This window comes from Variovorax sp. VaC1 (assembly GCF_043658315.1).
Lineage (GTDB): Bacteria > Pseudomonadota > Gammaproteobacteria > Burkholderiales > Burkholderiaceae_C > Variovorax.
In genome coordinates, this window is the sequence record NZ_JBIGLT010000002.1 from 92997 (window position 1) to 114822 (window position 21826).

A 21826-nucleotide genomic window follows, 5' to 3' on the forward strand; every position below is an offset into this window, starting at 1 on the left:
TGATTGCGGCGGCCAAGCAGGCCGAGGCGCACTGAGCAAGCAGGCGCTCTGCGGCCAGAGCGCCACGCCGGCTCACTGCTTGCGCCGAGTCCGGCTGCTGGCCGAAGAAGTGTTCAGGACCACGGCCGCCCGAATCAGCGCCTTGATCGCCTTCTCGTCCAGCTTGTCACCCTCATGAAAATCGATGGCGCGCCGGACGTTGCCGTCGAGGCTGGAATTGAAGAGGCTCGTCACGCCGTCCAGCGCCGCGCCCTTGGCAAAGGTCATCTTCACGGCGCTCTTGTAGGTCTCGCCCGTGCAGACGATCCCGTCGTGCGACCACACCGGCGTGCCTCGCCACTTCCATTCCTCGATCACGTCCGGGTCTGCCTGCCTGATCAGCTCGCGCAGCCGCGCGAGCATCTCGCCCCGCCAGTCGCCCAGTTCCGCGATGCGCGCATCGATCAGATCCGAGGCAGACGCGGCGCCTTGTGTGCGGCTCTTGTCGTCCATGCCGCCCACCTCAGCCCCGCGCCTCGATCATCTTCCAGCCGTTGCCGGACGGGTCGCGAAAGCCCGCGTCGACCGTGCCGAAACGCGCGACCGGCTCCTGCGTGAACTCCACGCCACGGGCACTCATTGCCTCGTGGGCGGCGCGGCAGTCGCTCACACTCAGCACGAGCGGCGGCATCGCGCCCTTGGCCACGATGGCGTTCAGCGTCTGCGCCGTCGCCGCATCGTGGACCGGTGGGCCGGGCACGAACAGCCCCAGCTGAAACGACGGCTGCTCCGGGTGCTGCACCGTGAGCCAGCGATAGCTGCCGTTGCGCACATCCGTGTGGACGCGAAATCCGAGCTTGTCGACATAGAACGCGAGCGCTTCGTCTTGGTCACGAACGTACAGGCTCACCACTTGAACACCTTGACTCATAGGATCTCCTTGTTGGATGGCCCGTTTATAGCGATGGCCTCACGGCGCCGCTTCTCCGAAACTGCTGTCGTCAGGTCGGGCCGCTGCGCCGCGCCGAGGATGCAGACCGGCACGCGGCCGGGCTCCTGCGCCTCGGCCCTGGCGCGCGCACGCACCGCGCTCGGGCTCTCGCCGGTGATGTCGCGGAAGGTGCGTCCGAAGGTGCCCAGGCTCTCCCATCCCGTCTGGAATGCGATCTCGGTGATGGGCTGGTCGGTGTCGCGCAGCAATGCCGTCGCCCGCTCGATGCGCCGCGTCAGCAGGTAGCGGTGCGGCGGGATGCCGAAGGCGTCCTTGAACGACCGCGCGAAGTGGGCTTCGGAAACGCCGCTCACGTCCGCCAGCCGCTGCACGGGCCAGTCTTCGCTCGACGCGGCATCCATCCGGTCCTTGGCGCGCAGCAGGCGCCGCAACAAGGCCGGGTCCTGGCTCGGGAGGTCGTCGTTCATGTCTTGTCGGGCAGGCTGCTGCGTGGCAATTGAAGGCCCGCGTCAGATCATCGCCAACGGGCCCTTGCGGCGCGGCGGCGGATGCAGGCGGTCCAGTTCGGCGAGCGTGGCCGCATCGAGCTTCAGGTCGGCGGCGGCCAGGTTTTCTTTCAGGTGCGCGCTGCGCACCGCCTTCGGAATCGCGACGACACCGGGCCGCGCGAGCACCGCGGCCAGCGCGAGTTGCGCCGCCGTCACGCCGAGCCGCTGTGCCAGTTCGCCCAGCGCATCGTCTTCGGCCAGCGCGCCCTGGTCGATGGGGCTGTAGGCCATCAGCGGCATGCCGCGCTCGCGCTGCCACGGCAGCAGGCTGAACTCGGGGCCACGCTCGCCCAGCGACAGGTACACCTGGTTGGCCGCGCAGCCGGGGCCATCGCCGATGGTCTGCACCAGCTCTTCCATGTCGTCGGTGTCGAAGTTGCTCACGCCCCAGTGGCCGATGTACCCATCGGCCACCAGCGCCTGCATCGCCTCGACCGTGCCGGCCAGCGGATGGTTGCCACGCCAGTGCAGCAGGTAGAGGTCGATGGCGTCGAGCCCCAACCGCTGCAGGCTGCGCTCGCAGGCCTCGCGCGTACCGCGACGGCTCGCGTTGTGCGGATAGACCTTGCTGACGACGAAGAGGTCTTCGCGCCGCACGTCGCCCGTGCGCAGCGCCTCGGCGATGGCCTGTCCGACCACGGTCTCGGCGCCGCCTTCACCGTACATCTCGGCCGTGTCGATGAGCCGGTAGCCCAGCACGATGGCCTCGCGCACGGCGGCCACCTCGGCCGCGCGACGGGCAGCGTCTTCGCCCATGCGCCAGGTGCCCAGGCCAAGAACCGGCATCCCGCCGCCGGTGGGGAGTGGAAGTGTTCGCATGGCCCCGATGGTACGAGGGGGCGAAGCCGCTGTCAGGCCGTCGACAGCGGCAGCCAGACGGTCACTTGCAGGCCGTTCCCCTTCGGATTGACGTCGAGTTCGATGCGGCCCTTGTGCTGTTCCAGCACCGACTTGACGATCGCCAGGCCCAGCCCGCTGCCCGACTGGGTCTGGTCCGGGTTGCGGAAGAAGCGGTCGAACACGCGCTCGCGCAAGGCGGGCGGAATGCCGGGGCCTTGGTCCGTCACGCGCAGCACCGCACTGCGCCCTTCGCGGGCGATGCGTACCGTCACGGTGCCACCGTCGGGGCTGTACTTGATGGCGTTCTCCACGAGATTGCTGATCATCGAGATCAGGCTCTCGCGCTCGCCGAAAACGGGCGTCGCCCCTTCGGACGAAAAATCCAGCACCACGCCACGCGCACCAGCCAGGCCCTCGACCAGCGAGATCCTGTCCTGCACCAGCCCGTCGAGCGCAAGCACCGTGGGCAACGCGTCTTGCGGAATCTCGTCGCTGCGCATCAGTTGCTGCAGCTGGCCTACAAGCCGCGAGGCGCGGTCGTTGCTTCGCAGCAGGTTGGCCATCAGCTCGCGCTGGCCCGCGTCGTCGGTCTGCTCTTTCAGTGCTTCCACGTTCACGCGCATTGCATCGAGCGGCGTGCGCAGTTCGTTGGCGGCATCGGCGATGAGCCCGCGCTCGCGCGCGGCGCGGTCACGCACGCTGCGCAGCAGGTCGTTGATGCTGCGCACCAGCGGCCGCAGCTCCTTGTGCTTGGGCTCGAACGACAGCGGCGTCAGGTCCGCCGGCCCGCGCGCGGCGGTTTCCTGCGTCACCTGCCGCCAGGGCCGCAGCGCGAGCAGCACCGACAGCCACGCCGGAAAGACCAGAAACGGCAGGCTGATGACCAGCGGCAGCAGGTAATAGCTACGGTTCTCGATGGTGAAGTTGAAGCGCCATATCTTCGGCTCGGCCAGCATCACGCGGGTGTCCAGCAGCGGCGAAGTCATGGTGCGCGCGCGCCACTCGCGGTCGCCCACCCGGATCGTCTCGACCTGCCCCGGCGCCGAATTCAGCATCACCGGCATGCCGGCGTTGGAGTTGTAGATGAGCACGCCCTCTTGCCACACCTGCATGATCGGCGCCTTGTCCGAGGTGGAGCCGAAGTCGCCCGAGGTCTCCAGCAATGTCAGGTCCAAGGTCCGCAAGGTCTCCTGCTGGCGGTCGGGCGCATCCGCGAGGTTCTGGGCCGTCGAGAGGATGAGGTCGTAGACCTTGCCGTAGCGCACCAGCTCCGGCACCGAGTTGGAGTCGTACAAGAAGAGCGCAACGGTCAGCCCCCACAGCAGCGCGACCACGCAGATCTGCGCCAGCAGCAGCCGCCGCACCAGCGACGGCTGTACCCATCGTTTCCATCGCCGGACGAGCGCCTGCGTCACCGCGCGCCGCTCTTCGCGCGTGCGTCGCGGCCGCAACGCGGCACCGTTCTCGACAAGCAAAACATGGGTGGGTCTCCTGGCGAGCGGCCCCGGTGCGGGGTGTCGCGAGCGCGCCAGTATCTGGCAGCCCCTCCCTGAAGAATTCAGAAAACCTTCATGAACGGCCTGGATGGCGGGCATCCGCCGGCAAGCGAAGGAAGGCAAGTGCCTTCTCATTTTCAGAAGTCGAAGGCAGTTTTATGACAAGAAAATTCCGCAGCCCTCTGGGAAACGACCCGTTCTTGTCTTCTGATTTTGTCAACACTGGGTGGGTGCCAACCCCGCCCCTCTGGCACGGCGCGTGCTCCTAGAATTTTTCGATGGTCCTGCGTCACGAGCGCCGGCACCCCATCAAAACGAACTTGGAACAGGTTGAGTCAATGCAGAAAAAGCACAGGATTGCCGTCATTCCCGGAGACGGCATCGGCGTCGAGGTCATGCCCGAAGGGCTTCGCGTGCTCGACGCGGTCGGTCGCCGCTTCGGCATCGACTTTTCGTACGACCACTTCGACTGGGGCTCCGACCACTACGTGCGCACCGGCCTGATGATGCCGGTCGACTGGGCCGACAAGATCCAGGGCCACGACGCCATCTACTTCGGCGCGGTGGGCGCACCCGACAAGGTGCCCGACCACATCGCCGTGTGGGGCCTGCTCATCAAGATCCGCCGCGACTTCGACCAGTACGTCAACCTGCGCCCCGTGCGCCTGATGCCCGGCGTGCCCGGCCCGCTGGCGCACCGCAAGCCCGGCGACATCGACTTCTTGGTGGTGCGCGAAAACACCGAAGGCGAATACACCTCGGTGGGCGGGCGCCTGTTCGAAGGCACACCGCGCGAAATGGCGATCCAGGAAGCGGTGTTCACCCGCACCGGCGTCGACCGCATCATCGACTACGCGTTCCAACTCGCCAGCCGCCGCAAGCGCAAGAACCTGGTAGCCGCCACCAAGTCGAACGGCATCTCGATCACCATGCCCTACTGGGACGAGCGCCTGGCCGAGATCGCCACGCGCTACCCCGACGTGGCGACGAGCAAGTACCACATCGACATCCTGTGCGCGCACTTCGTGCAGCACCCGGACTGGTTCGACGTGGTCGTGGCCTCCAACCTGTTCGGCGACATCCTGTCCGACCTGGGCCCGGCCTGCACGGGCACCATCGGCATCGCGCCGTCGGCCAACCTGAACCCCGAGCGCAAGTTCCCATCGCTGTTCGAGCCGGTGCACGGCTCGGCGCCCGACATCGCGGGCAAGGGCATCGCGAACCCCATCGGCCAGATCTGGTCGGCCGCGCTGATGCTCGACCACCTCGGCAACAACGACCCGGTGTACGCACAAGCCTCGGCTGCCGTGATCTCGGCCATCGAGACGGTGCTGAGCGAAGGCCCGCGCACGCGTGACATGGGCGGCACGGCCAACACCGTGGACGTGGGCCGCGCGATTGCCGAATGCATCTCGGCATGACGCCTTGCATTTCTGCTTCTTGCGCTGTCGATCTTGAGCGCTGCCATTCAGGGCAGCGCTCACGTCGACGGCGTGCTCTGCTCCGCGAATGTCCCCCGGGGCTGCGCCCCTCCTCCTTTATTTCGCTGCGCAGAGCACACCATCAACGCGAGCGCCATGCGGTGCGGCCGTTGATCGGCGGCACACCTGCGGCGTCACCTGTGCGAATGGCATCGGGTACTCCCCGCAGCGAAATAAAGGAGGAGCCGAAGGCGGGGGACATTCGCGGAGGGGAGTGCCCGGTGTCGTTCGCACGCGCCCCGAACAAGAGCGCTTCGAACAGCCGCACCCCGCAACACAACGCAAGCCGGAGCCACTGACATGGGCCTGTTCCTGCTCAAGCGCACATTGACACTGATCGGCACCCTGGTCGGGGCATCGATCATCGTGTTCCTGGTGCTGGAAATTCTTCCGGGCAATGCGGCACAGATGCTCATGGGCCCCGATGCATCCCCCGAAGCAGTGGCCGCCCTCGCCACCAAGCTCGGCCTCGACCTGCCTGCGTGGACCCGCTACTGGCACTGGATCGGCGGCCTGCTCACCGGCAACCTGGGCGACAGCTATGCCTACAGCTCGCCCGTTCTCGACCTGATCCTCGAACGCCTGGCATTGACCGTGCCGCTCGCGCTGCTGGCCATGACACTCACCATCGTGATCGCCCTGCTGGTGGGCGTGACCGCCGCCGCCCGCCACAACAAGCTCGGCGACGTCGGCCTGATGGGGCTGGCGCAAGTCGGTGTCGCCATTCCCAATTTCTGGTTCGCGATTCTTCTGATCCTCGTGTTCTCGGTGCAGCTGCAGTGGTTCTCCGCCGGCGGCTTCGAGGGCTGGGGCGAGGGCTTCTTTGCGGGCATCAAGTCGCTGCTGCTGCCGGCCCTGTCGCTGGCCGTGGTGCAGGCGGCGATTCTTGCGCGCATCACGCGTTCGGCCGTGCTCGAAGTGATGCGCGAAGACTTCGTTCGCACCGCACGCGCCAAGGGCGTGTCGCAGCGCGCCGTGCTGTGGACCCATGTGCTGCGCAACGCGATGATCCCGGTCATCACCGTGATGGGCATGCAGTTCTCCGAACTGCTGGCCGGCACCATCGTGGTGGAGAACGTGTTCTACCTGCCGGGCCTGGGCCGGCTGATCTTCCAGGCCATCAGCAACCGCGACCTGATCGTGGTGCGCAACTGCGTGATGCTGCTCGCGGCGCTGGTGGTCATCGTGAACTTCGTGGTCGACGTGCTGTATGCAGTGATCGATCCACGCATCAAGGCCAGCGACATATGAGCGCCATCACAGCCCCGCGCGCTGCCGCGCTCAAGGCCCCCGGATTCTGGCGGCGCGCGTTGCAGCACCGCAGCTTCGTCATTGGTGGCGTGCTCGCATTGCTGCTGGTCGTCGCAGCCCTTGTGTCTTTCGTCTGGACGCCGTGGTCGCCCTATGCGATGGACATGGCGAACAAGATGCAGGCGCCCTCGGCCTCGCACTGGCTCGGCACCGATGCATTCGGCCGCGACGTGGCTTCCCTGCTGCTGGTCGGCGCACGCGCCTCCATCCTCGTGGGCGTGATCGCGGTCGGCATCGGCCTCGTCGTCGGCACCGCACTGGGCCTGCTGGCGGCCGCGAAGCGCGGCTGGGTCGAGGAAGCGGTCATGCGGCTTTCGGACTTCACGCTCGCCTTTCCCGCGATCCTGTCGGCCATCATGATGACGGCGGTGTTCGGTGCGGGCATCGTGAATGCCATCGTTGCCATCGGCATCTACAACATCCCGACCTTTGCGCGCATCACGCGCGCCTCGGCCAACGCCATCTGGTCGCGCGAGTACGTCGCCGCCTCGCGCGCCTGCGGCAAGGGCCCGTTCGCGATCACCATGCAGCACGTGCTGCCCAACATCTCGGCCGTGCTGATCGTGCAGATCACGATCCGCTTCGCCATCGCCATCCTGGCCGAAGCCGCCCTCTCCTATCTGGGCCTGGGCACGCAGCCGCCACAACCTTCGTGGGGCCGCATGCTGAGCGAAGCTCAGACCCTCATGTTCCAGCAACCGCTGCTGGCGGTCTTCCCCGGCATGGCCATCGCGTTGGCGGTGCTGGGCCTGAACCTGCTGGGCGATGGCTTGCGCGATTTGCTCGACCCCCGCCTCGCCCGCGCCCGCTAAGCCCTATGCCTCTCCTCGAAGTCAACAACCTCCAGATCGGCCTGCAGACGCAGCGCGGGCCCGCGCTGGCCGTGCGCGGCATTTCGTTCTCGCTGGAGCGCGGCGAAACGCTGGGCATCGTCGGCGAGTCGGGCTGCGGCAAGTCGATCACCGTGATGTCGCTGATGGGCCTGCTGCCCTCGACTGCCGATGTCACCGGCAGCATCAAGCTCGACGGCCAGGAGCTGGTCGGCCTGCCTGAAAAGCAGATGTGCCAGATTCGCGGCAACCGCATCGGCATGATCTTCCAGGAGCCGATGACGGCGCTGAACCCGGTGCACACCATCGCGCGCCAGGTCGGCGAGCCGCTGCAGCTGCATCGCGGCCTGACGAAAGCGCAGGCCCGCAAGGAAGCCCTGGGCCTGCTCGACCGCGTGGGCATTCCCGATGCGGCTTCGCGCCTGGACGCCTACCCACACCAGTTCTCGGGCGGCCAGCGCCAGCGCATCGGCATCGCGATGGCGCTCGCCTGCGGCCCCGACCTGCTGATTGCGGATGAGCCCACCACCGCCCTCGACGTGACCATCCAGAAGCAGGTGCTCGACCTGATCCAGGGGCTGGTCAAGGAGATGGGCATGGCGATGATCCTCATCTCGCACGACCTCGGCGTGATCGCCAACAGCGTCAAGCGCATGCTGGTGATGTACGGCGGCAGTGCGGTCGAAAGCGGCCCGACCGACGTGGTCTTTGCCGGCCGCGCCCACCCTTACACGCGCGGCCTGTTCGCGGCACGACCGGCCATCGGCGTGCAAGGTGCCGGCCGGCTTCCGACGATCCGCGGCAGCGTGCCCGAGCTGGTCGACCTGCCCCGGGGCTGCGGCTTCGCGGGCCGCTGCGCCCACACCATCGACCTGTGCCAAAGCACGCGCCCGCCCGCCACGACGCTGCCGAACGGCCATGCGGTGCGTTGCCTGCGGCTTGCGGAGATCGCCGCCCTGAATGCGAAGGCGGCCACCGCATGAGCAGCCAGCCCGCACGCGCATCCGCCAGCCAGCCGCTGCTGTCGGTCAACAACCTCTACCGCCACTACGCGCTGCCGCGCGAAAAGCTCTTCGGCCCGCCGCCGACCGTGAAGGCGCTCAACGGCGTGAGCTTCGACGTGCAGGCCGGCAAGAGCGTCGGCATCGTCGGCGAATCGGGCTCCGGCAAATCGACCATCGCGCGCCTCGTGATGGCGCTCGATACACCGACCTCGGGCACCGTCTCTCTCGAAGGCCGCGACCTGCATGCGCTGTCGAAGGCCGAGCTGCGCACCGCGCGGCGCGACTTCCAGATGGTGTTTCAAGACCCGTACGGCTCGCTCGACCCGCGCCAGACCGTGGCACGCATCGTCGCCGAGCCGCTCGAAGCACTGGCCGAAACCAGCCGCGCCGTTCAACGCGAGCGCGCTGCAGAAGCACTCGCCGCTGTGGGCCTGCGCACCACCGACATGGACAAGTACCCGCACGAGTTCTCGGGCGGGCAGCGCCAGCGCATCGCCATCGCACGCGCCCTCATCACGCGGCCCAAGCTCATCGTGGCCGACGAGCCCGTGAGCGCGCTCGACGTATCCGTGCAGGCCCAGGTCCTCAACCTCATGCAGGACCTGCAGCAGCAGTTCGGCATCAGCTACCTGCTCATCAGCCACGACCTCGCGGTGGTCAACCACCTGTGCGACGAAGTCTGCGTGGTCTTCAAGGGCCGCATCGTGGAGCGCGGCAAGCCCGCCGACCTGTTCGCGCATGCCCAGCACCCCTACACGCGCACCCTGTTGTCGGCCGTGCTGCACACGCCGTCGCGCTAGGCGCGGCGGTCTTTCCCTCTCACTTCCAGGAGCTATCGAATGTTGAAGCGACGCACCGTCATGACCTCCGCCATGGCCGCGGCCATCCCGGGTGTCTTCCTGCCGCAGGCCCGCGCACAGGCCGGCAAGAACACGCTGACGATCGGCATGCCGCTCGAACCGCCGGGCATGGACCCGACCACGGGCGCCGCGTCGGCCATTGCCGAGATCACGCAATACAACATCTTCGAGACGCTCACCAAGGTCAACGCCGACGGCTCGGTCACGCCGATGCTGGCCGAGAGCTGGTCGTCGTCGCCCGACATGAAGACCTTCGTCTTCAAGCTGCGCCGTGGCGTGCGCTTCGAGAACGGGCAGCCCTTCAACGCCGCCGTCGTGAAGTTCTCGTTCGACCGCGCGGGCGGTGCCAAGAGCACCAACAAGGACAAGCGCTTCTTCAGCGAGATCGGCACCGTGGTGCTCGACGAATACACGGTCGGCGTCAACAGCACGCTGCCCAACCCCGACCTGCCGTTCATGCTCGGCCAGTCGACCGCCTGCATCGTCGAGCCCAAGAGCGCCGAGACCAACGTCACCACGCCCGTGGGCACCGGCCCCTACAAGCTGGGCGCGTGGCAGCGCGGCGCCTCGTGCACGCTGGTGAAATCGCCGACGTACCGCGACCCGAACTTCGCAAAGACCGAGCGCTTCATCTTCCGCTTCATGTCGGACACCGCTGCACAGACCGCTGCGCTGATGGCGGGTGACATCGACATCTTCCCGCGCGCTGGCACGCGCTCGGTCGCGCAGTTCAAGGGCAACCCGCGCTTCCAGGTGATCGAGGTGGGCACGCGCGGCAAGGTGATCCTGACCATCAACAACCGCAAGAAGCCGCTCGACGACGTGCGCGTGCGCCGCGCGATCCTGGCGGCCATCGACCGCAACGCGATCATCCAGGGTGCGGCGGACGGTTTCGGCAAGCCCATCGGCAGCCACTACGCCATGGGTGCGCCGGGCTTCGTCGACACCACGGCAATGAACCCCTTCGACGTCGAGAAAGCGAAGAAGCTGCTGGCCGAAGCCGGCGTGAAGACGCCGCTCGAACTGCGCCTGCAACTGCCCCCGCCTTCGTATGCACGCCAGGGCGGCGAGATGATCGCGGCGCAACTGGCGCAGATCGGCATCCACGTGAAGATCCAGAACGTCGAATGGGCGCAGTGGCTGAGCAGCACCTTCGGCGGGGCGCACGACTTCGACCTGACGATGGTGGCGCACGTGGAGCCCTTCGACCTGGTGAAGTACACCGAGCCCGACTACTACTGGGGCTACGACTCGAAGAAGTTTCGCGACCTGTTCGTCACCATCCAGAACGAAGAGAACAAGAAGCGCCGCGCCGACCTGCTGGCCGAGGCCCAGCGCCAGCTGGCCACCGATGCGGTCAACGGCTTCCTGTACCAGGCGGTGTTCCCGACCATCGCGCGCAAGGAAGTGAAGGGCCTGTGGCCGAGCATGCCGATCGTGGTGAACGACCTGGCCGCGATTTCGTGGGGTTGATGACATGACGACGAAACCTCTTTACGCACTGGGCGTGCAGGAGCTGCACGCGGCCTACGCGGCCAAGGAACTCTCGCCGGTCGAAGTCGCGCGCTCGGTCAACGAGCGCATTGCGGCCTACGAGCCCGCGCTGCGTGCGACATGGCTCTTTCGCCCCGAACTCGCGCTCGAACAGGCCCGTGCCTCCGAAGCGCGCTGGCTGGCCGGCACGCCTCGCGGCACGCTCGACGGCGTGCCCGTGACCATCAAGGACAACCTCGCGACCGAAGGCGATCCGATGCCGCTGGGCACCGCCGCCTACGACCTCGTGCCGATGACACAAGACTCGCCACCCGCCGCGCGCCTGAAGGAAGACGGCACCGTGCTGGTGGCCAAGACCACGATGCCCGACCTGGGCATGCTGTCGTCGGGCCTGTCGAGCTTTCATGAACTCTCGCGCAACCCGTGGGACCTGTCGCGCACGCCCGGCGGCTCCAGCGCGGGTGCCGGTGCGGCGGCTGCCGCAGGCTACGGCCCGCTGCATGTGGGCACCGACATCGGCGGCTCGCTGCGCCTGCCGGCCAGCTGGTGCGGCATCTACACGCTCAAGCCCAGCTTTGGCCGCATTCCGCTGAGCACGCCCTACATGGGCCGCTGCGCCGGCCCGATGACGCGCACCGTGGCCGACTCGGCGCTGATGATGGCGTCGGTCGCGCAACCCGACGACCGCGACTATTCGGAACTGCCCGCACCCACCATCGACTGGAGCGCCTTCGAGGTCGATCCGTCGTTCCTCAAGGGCAAGCGCGTGGCACTGCACATGGACGCGGGCTGCGGCCTGCCGCTCGATCCGCAGATCGCCGAGGCCATCCGCCGCGCCGCCAAGCGCATCGAGGCCGCGGGCGCGCACATCGAAGAAATTGCGGCCTTCATGACGCCGAAGATGCTGCAGGGCATGGACCACTTCTGGCGCATGCGCTCGTGCATCGACATCCAGGCCATGCCGGCCGAGAGGCGCGCGAAGATCCTGCCGTACATCCGCGAATGGGCCGAGAGCGCGGCCGGTTTTTCGGGCGCGCACATCTTCGACGCCTACAGCCAGTTCATCGCGACGCGCGCGGCCACGGTCGCCGCCACCAAGGCCTACGACTTCGTGATATCGCCGGTGTCGCCGAACATGCCCGGGCCCGCGGACCATGCCTCGCCGACCAACGACCCGATGCTGCCGCTGGAGCACATCGGCTTTACCGTGCCCTACAACATGTCGGAGCAGCCGGCCGCGTCGATCAACTGCGGCTACTCGGCCGAGGGCCTGCCCATCGGCCTGCAGATCGCGGGCCGCCGCTTCGACGACCTGGGCGTGCTGCAGTTCAGCCGCGCCTTCGAGCAGATCCGCGACGCACAGCGCGCCTGGCCCGAACCCCAATGACGAATGACGTCGCGGCGCATCCACACGGCGTCGCGCGCAAGGAGACAGATTCAATGAGCAACAACGACGCAGCCACCCACTACATCGACGGCCGCCGCGTGGCGTCCGAGGGCAACGCCACCATCGACGTGATCGACCCGAGCGACGGCCAGAAATTCGGTGAGATCGCACGCGGCACCGCTGGCGACGTCGACACGGCCGTGCGCGCCGCGCGCAAAGCCATGGGCGAGAACTTCGACGGCCCATGGGGCGCGACGACCGCGCTGGAACGCGGCCGCCTGCTCGCCAAGCTCGGCGCCGCCGTCATGCAGCACCATGAAGAACTCGCGCAGCTCGAAGCCCGCGACACCGGCAAGGCGCTGCGCGTGGCGCGCAACGACGCGACCGCGCTCGCGCGCTACATGGAGTACTACGCCGGCGCCTGCGACAAGCTGCACGGCGACACCCTGCCCTACGAGCGCGGCTACACCGTGCTCACCGTGCGCATTCCGCACGGCGTGACGGGCCACATCATTCCCTGGAACTACCCGATGCAGATCGCGGGCCGCAGCGTGGGCGCATCGCTCGCGGCGGGCAACGCCTGCGTGGTCAAGCCGGCGGAAGACGCGAGCCTGTCGCTGCTGCGGCTGGCCGAGATCGCGACCGAGGTGGGCTTTCCGGCTGGCGCGCTCAACGTGGTGACGGGCTACGGCAAGGAAGCCGGCGCCGCGCTGTGCGCGCACAAGGGCATCGACCACATCTCCTTCACCGGCTCGACCATGACCGGCCGCAGCGTGGGCCTGGCCGCCGCCGAGCGCCACTGCCCAGTGACGCTGGAACTGGGCGGCAAGTCGCCGCAGATCGTTTTTGCCGATGCCGACCTGGACGCGGCCGAGCCGGTGCTGGTGAACGCCATCATCCAGAACGCCGGCCAGACCTGCTCGGCGGGCAGCCGCGTGCTGGTGGAGCAATCGATCTACGAAGAGGTCGTGCAGCGCCTCGCCAAGCGCTTCACTGCAGTGCGCGCCGGCACGCCGGCGGAAGACTTGGACATGGGCCCGCTCATCAACGAAAAGCAGTTCCGCCAGGTGCGCGACATGGTCGCGACCGCCGAGGCGAGCGGCATGAAGGTGGCGGCGCGCGGCACGGTGTCACCCAACGCATCGGCCACCGGTTTTTATCAAGAGGCCGTGCTGTTCCGCGACGCACCGCACGACAGCGACCTCGCGCAGCGCGAGGTCTTCGGCCCCGTGCTGGCGGTGATGCCTTTCGCCGACGAGGCCGAGGCGGTGCGCCTGGCCAATGGCACCGACTTCGGCCTGGTGGCCGGCGTGTGGACCCGCGACGGCGGCCGGCAACTGCGAATGGCCCACAAGCTGCACTGCGGGCAGGTCTTCATCAACAATTACGGTGCGGCGGGTGGTGTAGAACTGCCCTTCGGCGGCGTGAAATCCAGCGGCTTCGGCCGCGAGAAGGGCTTCGAGGCCCTGCTCGGATTCACGACCCTCAAGACCATCGCAATCAAGCACGGATGAAGAAGACAACACATGACCACCACTGAACAGCAAGCCCCGCGCAAAGTCGGCCTCGTCGGCGTCGGCCTGATGGGCCACGGCATCGCCAGCAACATCGTCAAGCACGGCCACCAACTGACCGTGCTGGAGCACGCCGGCAACCAGCCGCTCGACGCGCTGCTGAAGGCGGGCGCCACGTCGGTGGCCGATGTCGCCACGCTGGCCGCGCAGGTCGACGTGCTGATCCTTTGCGTCACCGGCACGCCGCAGGTCGAAGCCGTGATGCTGGGCGACAAGGGCGCGCTGAGCACCCTGCGCCCCGGCACGGTGGTGATCGACTGCTCGACCGCCGTGCCCGCCTCCACCGCGAAGGTGGCCGAGGCTGTGAGCGCCAAGGGAGGCAAGTTTCTCGATGCGCCGATGACGCGCACCGCGAAGGAAGCCGCCGAAGGCCGGCTGAACCTGCTGGTGGGTGGTGACGCCGAAGTGCTGGCTTCATGCCTGCCGCTGCTGCGCTGCTTTGCCGAGAACATCACGCACGTGGGCGGCATTGGTGCGGGCCATGCGATGAAGCTGCTGCACAACTTCGTGTCGCTGGGCACGGTCGCGTTGCTGTGCGAGGCTGCGGCCTGCGCAGAGCGCGCCGGCGTGAAGCCCGATGTGTTCGTCGATGTGCTCGCCAAGGGTGGCGGCAATGGCGTCGCGCTGGAACGCGTCAAGCCCAAGCTGTTGACGGGCAGCACCGATTCGCTGAAGTTCTCGATGGCGAATGCGAAGAAGGACTTGGGGTATTACAACGACATGGCGGAGCAGTCGTCGTCCAGCCATGGCATTGCGCAGGCGGTCGATGCGCTGCTGACGCATGGGGTCGAGAAGTTCGGTGGCGACCGGATGGTTCTCGATCTGGTTGAAGCGCTGCGCTGATTTTCTTGCTGTGTTCTGTGCACCGCTGTTCAGGGCGCGTGCACAGGACACCGGGTACTCCCCTCCGCGAATGTCCCCCGCTTCGCTCCTCCTTTATTTCGCTGCGGGGAGCACCCGATGCCCTGCGCACAGTGAGTGCAGCTGGGGGTTGCCGGTTCGACCGCTGCAGTCGATTGCAGATGGACATGCGCGAGCGCACCACTGACCTTTCGCGAGAGCCAGCCGCTGGACAAGCAGAACTCCGAGGGGCTGGCGTCCGCCACGGTCGACATTGGCATGACTGCGTTCAATGCCCGCTTCAGACTACAAAGCAGACATCCGTGATCGTCGGGTCTATGGCAGTACAGTGCCCGAACGAGACATTCCGGGCACTCCAAAGCAGCCGCACGGCGAGCCGCAACTACTACTCGCTCGACTGTCCAAGGCTAGGGCTGCCAACGGCCTTTTCCAGGTCGGAGCTGAAGCAGTTTCTAAACGAACTGCCGACTGGGATACTCGCGACCAGGAAGGCTTCTCCAGAACTATCTTTTGGGCGGGGCGGTCTCCGGGTCCACCCTCGAAGGCAACTCCAAGATCACCGGCAACCCGGTTCTAATCGCCTGCTGGGAGGCCTTCGTCGCCGCCTCCAACCACTCATCGTCCGGTTCCCAGTGGGGCGACGATAGGACGCCAGCGGCGTTCAGCCGCGCTACCGCTGCCGTCATTGCCTCCAACTGCCTGTGGGTTATCGTCATTGGCTTTCCGTTTTGTAGATCAGAGTGGAAGCAGCCCCTCGGCGAATTGCTCGAACGGGGAACTCTGCGACCAGGAACACTTTGCCAGGATTACCGTTTGGATGGGGCGGCCTCTGGAGCCGCCCGCGGGGGCAACTCCAAGGTCACGGGCAACCCTGTCCTGATCGCCTCCTCGGATGCCTTCGTCCACGCTGCCGCCCACTCATCGTCCGGTTCCCAGTGGGGCGACGATAGGACACCAGCGGCTTTCAGTCGCGCTTCCGCTGCCGTCATTGCTTCCAACTGCTTGTGGGTTATCGTCATTGGTTGTCCATCTTGTAGAGATCAGGGTTAAAGCAGCCCTTTGAAAAATTGCTCAAGCGGGAAGCTCTGCAATTAGGAACACTTCGCCAAGATTACCGTTTGGATGGAGCCGCCCGCGGAGGCAACTCCAAGGCCACGGGCAACCCTGTCCTGGTCGATTCCTCGGATGCCTTCGTCCACGCTGCCGCCCACTCTGCGTCCTGCGACGTATCTGGTGGCGAGAGGACGCCCATCGATATCAACCGTGATTCGGCCACCATCATTGCGTCCAACTGCTTGTGGGTCATCGTCATCGAATGGCCTCTCGCGGCTCATTTTGAGGTCACAATTTTATTCGAATGGGCCCCTAACGTCGCGGCAGATTCGCCTCTCCTAGCCTCGCTTCGTACAGTTCAACGGGCCCGCACTTCAACATCGCACACGCCCTCTTTTACTCCAGCCCGCGGCGACCAAGCCTCGTCCAGCTCAGACTTGGAATCATCGACAGCTCATTTCATCAAGAACGTCAATTTCTCTTGCCTTTGTTCGCGCTTTTCCCTCTAGGGCGACGAGCTTCCGCGACTCAATTTCCTCCTGAGCAGCCGCACACATGTTCGTACCGGCGCGACGAGGAGGCTTCTAGGCCAAGACGCTTTTTTGACTAACCAGCTATCTCGGAGGCGTCATCTTGAGGGGACGCTCAAGGGCCACTCAAAGCCTTCCGTAGCGGCGGATCTTCGGGGTACAGTTGGTCGGAACCAGTCAATCGGTCCAGGCACAAGATGTCCTCGAGCGACGTCTTCCCGCAGTTGTAGAGGGCCCTTCCTCTTACCTGTCGACTTGATTGACGGCAAGCCAAGTTCACTCCCAACCGCGAAGCTGAATGAATCAGAAAAACTGCGACGACCGGATCTCAATCAAAGACGCATTGCCGCGCCTCTACGCCAGCGTTGCGCAGACTCTGCGCCGCGACAGGCCCGAGTTGCTCGAGCAACTCGAATCTTTGTACCTAGTAGACCGGTGCAAGTGTGGAATGGATGGCTGCGTCTCTTTCACATGCGAGTCGGCTGACGCGCGCTTCGCACCCATCAACAGCCGGCGCCCGCTTTCATATCCGCTTGATGACATCCATGGTTGGTATTCCGTGTCGGAGGACGGCGTGCTAGCTGGCTTCGAAATTCTGGACGACTACGAAGACGAATATGTGAGCAGTCGTCTTGCAGACAGTGGTCTCGGATTTAACTTCCGCTCGAGCGCCACGAAAGTCGAGAAGCGCCACGAAAACCTTGACAAAAACGGTTCGGCACGAACCTTCGAGGCCGAATCGGCAACGGAAACAGAAAAACAGTCGACCAATTCCGTCTACATGACCGCTGGCTCTACCCAGCATTTGATTGACTACCGCCTCAAGGTTCAGGGCTATGAGCCAAAGGAGATTGCAGAGTTCGCTGAGGCGGCAATGGCTTCCACCGCGAGACCTGAAGCCACCATCATTCGAGGAGCTCAATATCCCTCGCTGGTGAGTGTTGCGGTACGGGACTTGGTGACGCAGCGTGTGTGCGAGGTGAGGATGCCGCTGAACAAAGTTGGGGGCGGCTTCGAGGCGCGCAGTCTAGTTCCTGAAGATCCGCTCGCACGAGGCGTGAGGAACGGAAGGGCCCTAACGCCGTGAGCCAACGAATCGTCCGATGAGCTGGCGCCCGGCATCCCGCATGAAGTTGAAGTCCATTCTTGCCCTTGCCGCGGCCTTCTGCTCGGCCGCAGTGTCCGCGGAGACTGTGACTTACCTTGACAAAACGGTGAGCCTGGTCTTGCCCAAAGGTCAATGCCTGGTTAGGTTCGGCGGATTCAACCGGTCGCTGCAAAGCAGACATCCGTGACCGCCAGGTTTAGGGCGGTACAGGGCCTGCAGCGATCGCTGGGCGGCCCCCAAAGCATTGCGCGATCACCTGACGCAGGGCGAGATCGGAGCGGTGCGCGACCAGGATGACGGGGCGCGACGATTGGGTCGGCATCAGACCGTGGTGAGCCGCTCCTTTGCCAGCCTCGTGCCCTCCGCCAGCGCTTTCAGTTTGCGCCATGCCACGTCCCGCCCCATCGGCGCCAGGCCGCAATTCGTGCACGGGAACAGCCGCTCCTTCGGCACGAACTCCAACGCCCGGCCGATGGTGTCAGCCACTTCCTCGGGGGTCTCGACCACGTCGCTGGCCACATCGATCACGCCGACCATCACGTCCTTGCCGACCAGCAGTTTCATCAGGTCGGGCGGCACATGGGAATTGATGCATTCCAGGCTCACCTGGTCGATGCGACTCTTGGCAAGTGCGGGGAACACCGTCTCATACTGACGCCATTCGTCGCCCAGCCGCAAGCCAGAGCAGGTTGTTCATCTGCCGAGGCCCATCACCGTTGCACCAGTCGATGTTGTCCCCATGGCAGACCCACAGCAGAGCCTCAAGCTGAGAGAGTGTGTTTTCTAGAAGATCCGCCGGGTCTTGGGCGTTGTCTTCGGAAGCTGCCGGCGTGCGAGGCCGGGCTATAGTCTTGCTAGCCATTTTTGTGCGGTCCTTTAGAGGGTAGTTGCACGAACTTGGTTAGACGGCTGGGGTGCTCACTACACCCTGGCCGTCGCCTTTTGATACCTCGCATCTGCATCGCTGCTTTCGCACCGACAACCTGCCGCGAGGCAAGCAGCCTTCAAACATCTCGGTGGTGGTTGGGTGTGTTGCGCCTTTCTTCTTCCCTTGGCCCCTTGGCGGGGTGTCGAGTGACAGGGGCATTCACTCTAGAGAAGAACCCGGCGAAGCAGCGCGGTTCATGCCGCGCGAAGTCTCGGCAACCGCCAACAAATGCAGCTTCCGCAATGCGCAGCGCGCGAGCCTCGCAGGCTCGTGCCGTGCCAGTCCGCAGCGGCTCTCAACGATCGCGCCGGCGGGGTGCCTTGCGCAGCGAAATAAAGGAGGAGGCCGCAGGCCGGGGGACATTCGCGGAGCAAGGTACCCCGTCGGCGTGAGCGTCGCCCTGATGAACCCGAACCCGAGCCTCAAGACATCCCGCGCGTCAACAGATACCACCTGCACCGAGCGCACCGGCGTCAAGCCCTGCGTGTTCGTAGACCTGCTCGCCAAGGGCGGCGGAAGGCCGTGGATGCCCTGCTCACGCAAGGCATCGAGAAGTTCGGACCCGACCGGATGGTGCTGGATCTGGTCGAAGCGCTGCGCTGAAGCGGGGCGCTTCTCCCCGCTTCTTCTTGACTTCATCCGGCGCGCACCCCATCCGGGCACGCGCCGGCGAACCTCAGTTCACGGCGTATGCGAACCCAGACCTGAAGCGGTATCGATGGGATAGCTGTCCCATTGCACCGATGGATCGAAAACAGCGGTTGCGTTCGGGTCGCCCGAGGTGATGCCGGCCTTGCGGCGCAGCGTCTGGTCTTGCGAGCTGACGCCGTTGCTTGTCCAGGCACTTGCCGGACGAAAGCCGAGCTGCCCGAACCGATCGATGACCACGCCCGACTTCTCCAGCGTCAGGGCATCGTCGCCGTTGAAGTTGACGGCACCGCTGGTGATGGAGCCCGCCACCTTGAACTGCGCCGCGGCGCTTGCATGGACCAGCACCACCGTGCCACCTGGCAAGAGCGATCCGCTCAGTGCCTGGGTGCCGGTCGCCGTGGTTCCGCCGTTGGCGTACAGCTTGACGGTGTACAGGCTCAGGTCCACCGCCGAAGCGGTCGGGTTGTAGATCTCGAGCGCCTTGTTGTTGGACGAACCTTCCACGTATTCGCTGAAGAAGAGGTCGGGCGGACCCGGCGGCACCACCACCACGGGCGCGCTGACAGTCACGCGGCCCGATTGCATGGCGGTCTGGCCGGCGGAGTTGGCCAGGGTGACCACCACTGTGTAGGTGCCCACGGCCGGATAGACATGCGTCACGGTGCCGGTGCCGGGCGGCAAGGAGGTGTTGCCGTCGCCCCAGTCGACCGTCAGGGAAGTCGTCGTGGCCGAGCCACCGGGCGTGGCTTCCGAGATGTCGACGCTGACGGTCTCGCCGGTCTTCGCGGATGCCGGAATCGTCGCGCTGACGATGGGCTGGCTCACCGCGGCGTCGGCCGCCAGGTTCAGGCCCACGAGCACCGGGTCATGGTCCGATGCACGGAACGGCGTGGGCGCGTAGCGATCGTCGGTCGTGAAGTCGGTGTTGTAGTCGAGCGCGGTGGGTTCGTCGGAGTTGATGTGCCACACGTTCACGCCGCTGACCTGCGTGGCCAGCGAGGTCGAGACGTAGGCATGGTCGAGCGCGCCGGTCTCGCCGCCGAACACGTAGGTGTAGCGGTCGCCAACGGGCATGCGCTTGAGCAGGCTCTCGTGGCCCGCGGCCTCGAGTTCCTTGGTCGGGTCTTCGAGCAGGTAGCTGTTGAAGTCGCCCATCATCAGCACGTCGGTCTCGCCCATGGCCTTGAGCTTGCCGACGAAGCTGTTCAAGGCCTTCGCCTGCTGCACGCGCGCCAGGTTCCAGCAGCCCTGCCCCTGGTCGGTGTCGCCGGTCGTGGGGCAGCTGCCCTTGCTCTTCAGGTGGTTGACCACGAACCAGAAGCCGCCGTTGTTGCCCACCGCGCTGAAGCGCTGGGCCAGGGGCGGCCGTCCGCTGGCGGCGGTGTAGTCCGTCAGGTCGGTGCCCGTCGGCAGAACAACGTTGCCGACGCGCTGGACCTTCGCGGGCTTGTAGAGGATGTCCACCTTGATTGCGTCGGTGCCGAACACGCCGCTGCTGACCGAGGCATAGGTATTCGCGCCGACCTTGGCGTTGAGCGCCGCGACGAGGTTGCTGGTTGCCACGTCGGTGTTCTGGATTTCCATCAACCCCACCACGTCGGCGTCGAGGCCCGCGATGGCGGCCACGATCTTGGCCTGCTGCCGCTGGAACTCGTTGAGGTTGTTCGCGCCACGGCAGGTCGCCGCCGATGCGGGCCCGGTGCCAAACGAACAGCCCTGGCCGGTCTGGCCCGCGGCGTTCGTACCGTCCTGGAAGGTGGTGAAGTAGTTGAGCACGTTGAGGCTGGCCACCTTGAGCGAGCCGCCGACCACCGGTGCCGTGAGCTGGCGCGGATTGGCCTGCGCGAACACGGGCGTCACGGTTGGCTGGATGCGGTAAGCGCCAAAGTTGTGGCTCAGGATGCCCGTGACCTTCTGCGTCGTGTCGCCCATCCGGCGGGTGCCGTCGGTGCCGGCCGCGCTCAGGTACGGAATGGGGTTGGGGTTCGAGCGCGAAGAGCCGTCGTCCAGCACGATGCGCGAAAGCATGTTCTGCGCATGGGTGGCCGTCGAGTTGCCGTTGGTAGGGTTGAACTGGCGCCCGTTCAGCGACAGCACCATCTGGCCATAACGGCCCAGCTCGAAGAGTTCAGTCACCGCCAGGGGCTGCGAGATCTCGACCAGCATGCCTTCGTAGCGCTCCAGCGTGGATTCGTCGGCCACCGGCAGCGTGATCTTCGTCGGGGCGATGGTCATGCCGCTGGCGCAGACGCTGATGGCAAGCGGCTCCTGGCTCGTGCCGGCGATCTGCGTGATGCTGTCGGGCTTGGCCCCAGCGGTCGTGGTCTGGCCGAACTCGGCGACCACGCCGGAGACCTGGACGAAGTCGCCCACGGCCACGCGGGTGGCACCGCTGGGGGCGTAGACGAAGACGCCCTCCGAGGTCATCGGATCGGCATCGGGGTCGAGCTGCTGAACGAAGAAGCCGTTCAGCTTGACGGTCGTGGTGCCGGTGTTCTGGAAGTCGCCGACGACCACGCCGCGCACCGTCACGGCCTGGTTCGCCAGGGGGCTGATGTCGCCCGTGCCTTGCACGGACGAGATGGCCTTCAGCGGCGCGCTGGCCGGAATGGCGGCGGTGCACGTGGCCGATGAAGGCGGAGGAACGACCGGCGGGTCCACGGCCGGAGGCGTCACCTCGGGCGGCGGCGTTGTCACGACCGGCGGTGTCGCTTCGGCCTGCGTTGCTGGCGGCGGCGTGCCCGCAGGCGTGTCACCGGCCGGCGGTGTGCTGCTGCTGGCCGGCGGCGCAGCAATCAGCGGAAAGGGTGCGTTGCCGCCACCGCCGCCGCCGCAGGCGGTCAGCGCGATGGCCGATATCAACGCTAATGTTCTGAACAGCCACGTGGGCCCTGATCCTCGATGTGTCATGTGGGTTTCTTTTGTATTTGGGGGAAAGG

16 protein-coding genes and 1 pseudogene are annotated in these 21826 nt (G+C 66.0%); 10 read left to right on the forward strand and 7 right to left on the reverse strand.

Annotated elements, in window-relative coordinates; translation table 11 throughout:
- Nucleotides 1–72: 72 nt before the first annotated feature.
- Genes ACGLHS_RS07410 through ACGLHS_RS07430 form a run of 5 tightly spaced genes read right to left on the reverse strand, consistent with a single transcriptional unit; the run spans nucleotide 73 to nucleotide 3794 of the window.
- Complete coding sequence (locus tag ACGLHS_RS07410; RefSeq protein ID WP_394478356.1) at nucleotides 73–492, reverse strand: DUF1801 domain-containing protein; 420 nt, start codon at nucleotides 490–492, stop codon at nucleotides 73–75.
- 10 nt (nucleotides 493–502) lie between these two features.
- Nucleotides 503–910, reverse strand: a complete 408-nt coding sequence (locus tag ACGLHS_RS07415; RefSeq protein ID WP_093238535.1) for a VOC family protein — start codon at nucleotides 908–910, stop codon at nucleotides 503–505.
- A complete protein-coding gene (locus ACGLHS_RS07420) occupies nucleotides 907–1398 on the reverse strand; it encodes a helix-turn-helix transcriptional regulator (protein ID WP_394478359.1) in 492 nt (163 codons plus the stop codon). Before ACGLHS_RS07420 ends, ACGLHS_RS07415 begins: the two co-directional genes overlap by 4 nt.
- 42 nt (nucleotides 1399–1440) lie before the next feature.
- Entirely contained in the window at nucleotides 1441–2298 is an 858-nt protein-coding gene (locus ACGLHS_RS07425; protein ID WP_394478361.1) for an aldo/keto reductase, read from the reverse strand.
- A gap of 32 nt (nucleotides 2299–2330) precedes the next feature.
- On the reverse strand, nucleotides 2331–3794 hold the full coding sequence (locus ACGLHS_RS07430) for a sensor histidine kinase (RefSeq protein ID WP_394478363.1): 1464 nt from the start codon (nucleotides 3792–3794) through the stop codon (nucleotides 2331–2333).
- A gap of 359 nt (nucleotides 3795–4153) precedes the next feature.
- Here ACGLHS_RS07430 and ACGLHS_RS07435 point away from each other — a divergent pair, with 359 nt between their 5' ends.
- The 10 genes from ACGLHS_RS07435 (at nucleotide 4154) to ACGLHS_RS07480 (ending at nucleotide 17287) form a co-directional block, all read left to right on the forward strand.
- Nucleotides 4154–5236 (forward strand): tartrate dehydrogenase, encoded by a 1083-nt coding sequence (locus ACGLHS_RS07435; protein ID WP_394478365.1) that lies wholly within the window; start codon nucleotides 4154–4156, stop codon nucleotides 5234–5236.
- A 360-nt stretch (nucleotides 5237–5596) separates the two neighbouring features.
- Entirely contained in the window at nucleotides 5597–6547 is a 951-nt protein-coding gene (locus tag ACGLHS_RS07440) for an ABC transporter permease (RefSeq protein WP_394478367.1), read from the forward strand.
- Nucleotides 6544–7419: an ABC transporter permease gene (locus tag ACGLHS_RS07445; RefSeq protein WP_394478369.1), complete on the forward strand. Its 876-nt coding sequence runs from the start codon at nucleotides 6544–6546 to the stop codon at nucleotides 7417–7419. The genes ACGLHS_RS07440 and ACGLHS_RS07445 overlap by 4 nt, the downstream gene beginning before the upstream one ends.
- A 5-nt stretch (nucleotides 7420–7424) precedes the next feature.
- Complete coding sequence (locus ACGLHS_RS07450; RefSeq protein WP_394478371.1) at nucleotides 7425–8420, forward strand: ABC transporter ATP-binding protein; 996 nt, start codon at nucleotides 7425–7427, stop codon at nucleotides 8418–8420.
- A complete protein-coding gene (locus tag ACGLHS_RS07455) occupies nucleotides 8417–9241 on the forward strand; it encodes an ATP-binding cassette domain-containing protein (protein ID WP_394478374.1) in 825 nt (274 codons plus the stop codon). Before ACGLHS_RS07450 ends, ACGLHS_RS07455 begins: the two co-directional genes overlap by 4 nt.
- 39 nt (nucleotides 9242–9280) lie before the next feature.
- Nucleotides 9281–10774 carry an ABC transporter substrate-binding protein gene (locus ACGLHS_RS07460; RefSeq protein ID WP_394478376.1) on the forward strand — a complete coding sequence of 498 codons (1494 nt, stop codon included), beginning with the start codon at nucleotides 9281–9283 and terminating at the stop codon, nucleotides 10772–10774.
- A gap of 4 nt (nucleotides 10775–10778) precedes the next feature.
- On the forward strand, nucleotides 10779–12182 hold the full coding sequence (locus ACGLHS_RS07465) for an amidase (RefSeq protein WP_394478378.1): 1404 nt from the start codon (nucleotides 10779–10781) through the stop codon (nucleotides 12180–12182).
- Between the two features lie 53 nt (nucleotides 12183–12235).
- Complete coding sequence (locus ACGLHS_RS07470; RefSeq protein WP_394478380.1) at nucleotides 12236–13696, forward strand: aldehyde dehydrogenase family protein; 1461 nt, start codon at nucleotides 12236–12238, stop codon at nucleotides 13694–13696.
- A 12-nt stretch (nucleotides 13697–13708) separates the two neighbouring features.
- On the forward strand, nucleotides 13709–14599 hold the full coding sequence (locus ACGLHS_RS07475; RefSeq protein ID WP_394478382.1) for an NAD(P)-dependent oxidoreductase: 891 nt from the start codon (nucleotides 13709–13711) through the stop codon (nucleotides 14597–14599).
- Between the two features lie 1899 nt (nucleotides 14600–16498).
- On the forward strand, nucleotides 16499–17287 hold the full coding sequence (locus ACGLHS_RS07480) for a hypothetical protein (RefSeq protein ID WP_394478384.1): 789 nt from the start codon (nucleotides 16499–16501) through the stop codon (nucleotides 17285–17287).
- A gap of 342 nt (nucleotides 17288–17629) precedes the next feature.
- On the opposite strand, the pseudogene ACGLHS_RS07485 reads toward ACGLHS_RS07480, so the two are convergent.
- Both ACGLHS_RS07485 and ACGLHS_RS07490 read right to left on the reverse strand, forming a co-directional pair.
- Nucleotides 17630–17980 (reverse strand): annotated as a pseudogene (locus ACGLHS_RS07485) (methionine synthase); the annotation flags it as partial.
- A gap of 937 nt (nucleotides 17981–18917) precedes the next feature.
- The gene (locus ACGLHS_RS07490) at nucleotides 18918–21797 is read right to left on the reverse strand and encodes an ExeM/NucH family extracellular endonuclease (protein ID WP_394478386.1); all 2880 of its coding nucleotides are present in this window, start codon (nucleotides 21795–21797) and stop codon (nucleotides 18918–18920) included.
- Nucleotides 21798–21826 lie beyond the last annotated feature (29 nt).